Annotated in this window: 4 protein-coding genes; 2 read left to right on the top strand and 2 right to left on the bottom strand. The window is 58.0% G+C overall.

Annotated features, from left to right (window positions below):
- Window positions 1–430 precede the first annotated feature (430 nt).
- Together VJ604_RS06295 and VJ604_RS06290 are read left to right on the top strand one after the other, a co-directional pair.
- Window positions 431–694, top strand: coding sequence for a hypothetical protein (locus VJ604_RS06295; protein ID WP_324080766.1), 264 nt, complete (start codon window positions 431–433; stop codon window positions 692–694).
- A gap of 113 nt (window positions 695–807) precedes the next feature.
- Window positions 808–951 carry a hypothetical protein gene (locus VJ604_RS06290; RefSeq protein ID WP_324080764.1) on the top strand — a complete coding sequence of 48 codons (144 nt, stop codon included), beginning with the start codon at window positions 808–810 and terminating at the stop codon, window positions 949–951.
- On the opposite strand, the gene VJ604_RS06285 is transcribed toward VJ604_RS06290, so the two are convergent.
- Both VJ604_RS06285 and VJ604_RS06280 read right to left on the bottom strand, forming a co-directional pair.
- On the bottom strand, window positions 944–2809 hold the full coding sequence (locus VJ604_RS06285) for an alpha-amylase family glycosyl hydrolase (protein ID WP_324080762.1): 1866 nt from the start codon (window positions 2807–2809) through the stop codon (window positions 944–946). The two genes, VJ604_RS06290 and VJ604_RS06285, sit on opposite strands and share 8 nt — an antisense overlap.
- Window positions 2810–3141: 332 nt before the next feature.
- A complete protein-coding gene (locus tag VJ604_RS06280; protein WP_324080760.1) occupies window positions 3142–3756 on the bottom strand; it encodes an HdeD family acid-resistance protein in 615 nt (204 codons plus the stop codon).
- Window positions 3757–3889: the final 133 nt, after the last annotated feature.

The following is a 3889-nucleotide window of genomic DNA, read 5'->3' as shown; positions in this document are numbered from 1 at the left end:
GACCTTGTTAAGGTCGGCCTTTAGATTTTAAGATCGGGTCCGACCTTGTTAAGGTCGACCTTCAGATTTTAAGATTGAGCCCGACCTTCTTAAGGTCGGCCTTCAGATTTTAAGATCGAGCCTGACCTTCTTAAGGTCGGTCTTCAGATTTTAAGATCGAGCCGAAGAGTGCCACGCCGTTGGGGGGGGAGCAACATCGCAACCTGGAGGTCTGTCCGAGAGGGGAGAGGTCGTTGGATGATTAGCAACCTCAAATGAGGTGACTGTTGGAGCATTTGAGGTGTCTGGGTCACGGGGCGCGTCGCCGAACTTTACCGGGGATAACGGGAAAGCGCTGTTGATGCGGGTACCGATCCCAATGTGATGAGTTGGTACAGACGATGCTTAGGTTTGTTGGTGAAAATTAATCCAGCTGTCAAGGAGGAGTCAGATGAAACGCATTTTCTCGATTCTCACCGGAACCCTTGCCGCCGTGTCCTTCGCCGCTCTGGTATCGGCTGCTGACACGACCACGACCACCACGACCACAGCAACCCCTAACGAGCCCACCAAGACACCCGTAGAGGAGACCGCGAAGACTCCGGCCAAGCACAAGAAACACCACAAGAAGCATCACAAGAAGCACAAGAAGGTGAAAAAAGAGACCACCACCACGACCACCACCGAAACCGCCCCCGCGCCGCCTGCCCAATAGCAACAGCACTGCCCAGGCGAAAGGCCACATCAATCGGTGTGGCCTTTCTATTTCTCCTCATCAGACAAGATCGCTCGCCTGGACAAGATCCAAGCCTTTTCCTCCGGTATCCCTTGGAAAAGATGGAATGGCACTCCTTGGACGGCAGCATTAAGGAGTTGCTGCGGAAAGCGCTCAAGAAGCGCCTCGAGAAACCTCACGTACCCGGGGCGGAGTTGTTGGGCGACCTGCGCCCCTTCCGCGCCCTCCTCACTTGAAGAATACATTTCCCCAATGCGAGCCAACGGTGTAGGAGAGCCAGCCGCCGGTGACCGTCGGTTTCCAGCTCCCCTGATACCCGCTCAGCAGATCGGTCCAGACGCCGTCCTCCGGGAAGGGGACGTTCACCGTCTGGTCGCGGTCCGAGAAGTTCAGGACGACCACGAAGTGCTGCTGTCTCCCATTTCCATCATCGCCCCATCGTTGGTAGATGGCGAGCTGCCGTCCGGTGTCGACGCCGTAGCCTGCCGGATTGAACTGTGTCTGCCACTCCTCCCAAGGCTGCGGATAGAAGTTCGCGGCACGCAGACCCGGATACTTCGCCCGGATCTCACCCAGGCACCCGTGCAGCTTCAAAAGGGCCTTGCCGATGTCGTCGTTCACCAGCTTCCACCTAAGAGGCCGTGAGCTGACCCGCCGGCCGGTGCCCTGGTCGTTCTCCGGAATCCAGTGGTCTTCGCCGAATTCCTGGCCGTTGGGAACCATGGGGGTCGCCGGCGCGGTGTAGAGGGCGATGAGGTAGGGCTGGAGTTTCCACCACTGCATGGATCCCTCGTTGCCGGCCGCGCCCGCCTGCCAGGCGATGTGGCTGTGGTCGTGGTTGGAGAGATAGATGGTGGGGACCTTGTCAAGGGAGATGAGGAAGCGCTGGTCGGTGAGGGAGTTCAGGAACCTGGCGTCGATCCGGTTCGACCAGAGTCCTGTGAAGGCAACCTCGTAGAGGGCGTTGTCCCAGAAGCTGGTGGCCTGCGTATCGTTGGTGATGGTGGCGGCGTCCTTGCTGATGTGTTCCAGGGTCAGGGAGAAGTTGGACTCGCCCAGGTCATCCATGTGCTTCTTGATGCCGTCAAGGAGTTCGGGCAGGCCGCGCTGGTCCCCGGCAACGGCGTAGTCGATGTAGTTCACGGTGTTATCGAACCGTATGCCATCTATCTTGAAGGTGTCGATCCAGTAGCAGCAGACGTCGAGGATGAACTCGTTGGTGCAGGCGTTGTGGAAGTTCAGGTCCTGCAGCCCGGTGAAGGTGCCGCCGAAGTCGCCGGCGTAGGGGCAGTCGTCCGGGATCAGGTACATCGCCTTGTAGGGGAAATCCATGCTCACGTGGTTGAACACGCCGTCCATGATCACGTGGATGTCCCGCAGGTGGCATTCGTTGACGAGTTTCTTCAGCCAGGAAATCTTCTCGGCCGGCTGTCCCCATGCGTTGGCGTAGCGGTACTCCACGGCGAAGTACTGGAACGGCTCGTATCCCCAGTCGAACTGGCGGTTCTTCCAAGCAGTCCACGGCATGAACAGTATCGCGTTGAAGCCGAGACCTTTGATGTAGTCGAGCTTTTCGATGACCGCGGCGAGCGGTGCTTCCGCCTCGATATAGCCGTTGGTGAAATCATCGATCATCAGCTCGTAGACGATCAGGTCGCGCAGGTGCTTGCGGCCGCTTTTCAGAGGGGCAATGAGGTTGTCGGCCGCCTTGCTGCCACCGATGACGAAGGCGGCGTTCTCGTTCTCGGTGCCGCCGTAGCGCGTGCAGGGATCGGATACCTTGCGCTGGGTGTGGTCGTTGAAGGTGACGAGGTACTTGTACTGGTAGTAACCGGACTGCAGTTCATTTTCCGTGCGGTAGCTCCAGATGGTGCCTTCCGGGACGGAGACCGGTTTGAGGTCGAAACCGTTGTCGAAATCCCAATCGGCATGAGGTGAGATCTGGCTCTGGAAGTCTCCGAAAACCTTGATCGACGCTATTTGTGGATCGTGACCGCTGTCCAACTTCGGGAAGAAGATTTTGAACTCGACGTTTCCACGGTCGGCATCATCCCCGACCTGCCAGGCGCCAAGGCGGTTGCTCATGTAGAACATAGTCGCTCCTCCCTTCCGTCCACGCTTCCTTCGCCACCTGCGTGGCTGCTCGTAATGAAAAAATGCCGTCTCGCCAGCTTGTTTCATCCAGCTTGTATCATCGATGAACACCGGCGAAGATTATCGCAAGGTATCGAAATGTCCAGATGTATTAAAGGGATGTAATTATACTTTCCGTACTGCGTGAGGTGGCGCCAAAGGCGAGCGCAGCTGAAGGGATGACAGGGGGGAGGGGACGAGTGTCGAGAGGGGCCACATGATTTCGGGAGGTTGAAGCAACAAAGCCGCTCTCATGACGGGAGCGGCTTTTTAGTTGGCAGGGGCGATGCCTGTTAAAGCAGAGTCCTCTTCTCCTCGAAGGCCAGGGCCAGGGCGGCGCCGCCGTGGAAGAGCATGTCCAGGGCCACGAAGAGTCCGATCACCCACAGGCCGCTGACCGGCCACTGAGCGATGATCAAGAGACCGAGCGCGATGGAAATCGCTCCTGAAACTATCGACCAGATCCAGAAGCTGTGATTGCGGTGTTCGATCCAGTAGAAGATCCGTAGCGCTCCCAGTGCGATCAGGGCGCCGGCCAGGAAGAGGGTGAGTACCAAGGAACTCGCCACCGGGTTGGCGATGATCAGCAGCCCGGCGATGAGGTAAAGCACCCCCAGCGCTATGCCTCCCCACACGTGCCGACCTCCCTGTGAGCTGAAGCTGGTGGCTATCTGGATGACGCCACCGATGATCGCCAGCAGACCGAAGAACAGCACGCTGGCAAGGGTCATGAGGGTAGCCATCAAAAAGCCGACGAAGCCGAGCAGGAGGTACATGACGCCCAGCGCAGTGAGCCATCCTCGATGAACCCCCCTGGCGTCATACAGGTCACGTCCCCAATAGAACCCGCGGTGAAAGAAACTTTGACCATGGAAGAAATGGTGCCCGTGCGGAGTTGAGAGTTTCATATTTCCACCTCCTTGTGCAGTTTTTGATCTCTCACGCTATTTTACTCCTCGGAGATCTTCTCGGGTGCAGAGGTTCTTTTATGGTCCCATCGCCCCCTCGGGGGAGAGGGGCAGGGGTGAGGGCGGGACTCTC

The organism is Geomonas sp. (genome assembly GCF_035254065.1).
In the GTDB taxonomy this organism is placed as follows: Bacteria; Desulfobacterota; Desulfuromonadia; order Geobacterales; family Geobacteraceae; genus Geomonas.
The sequence above is the reverse complement of the archived record's forward strand: the minus strand, read 5'-3'. Positions and strand labels throughout refer to the sequence as shown.

Excerpts from the sequence above, each read along its gene's own strand:
- VJ604_RS06285 (WP_324080762.1), bottom strand. The coding sequence starts at position 2,809 with ATGTTCTACATGAGCAACCGCCTTGGCGCCTGGCAGGTCGGGGATGAT.
- VJ604_RS06280 (WP_324080760.1), bottom strand. The coding sequence starts at position 3,756 with ATGAAACTCTCAACTCCGCACGGGCACCATTTCTTCCATGGTCAAAGT.
- VJ604_RS06295 (WP_324080766.1), top strand. The coding sequence starts at position 431 with ATGAAACGCATTTTCTCGATTCTCACCGGAACCCTTGCCGCCGTGTCC.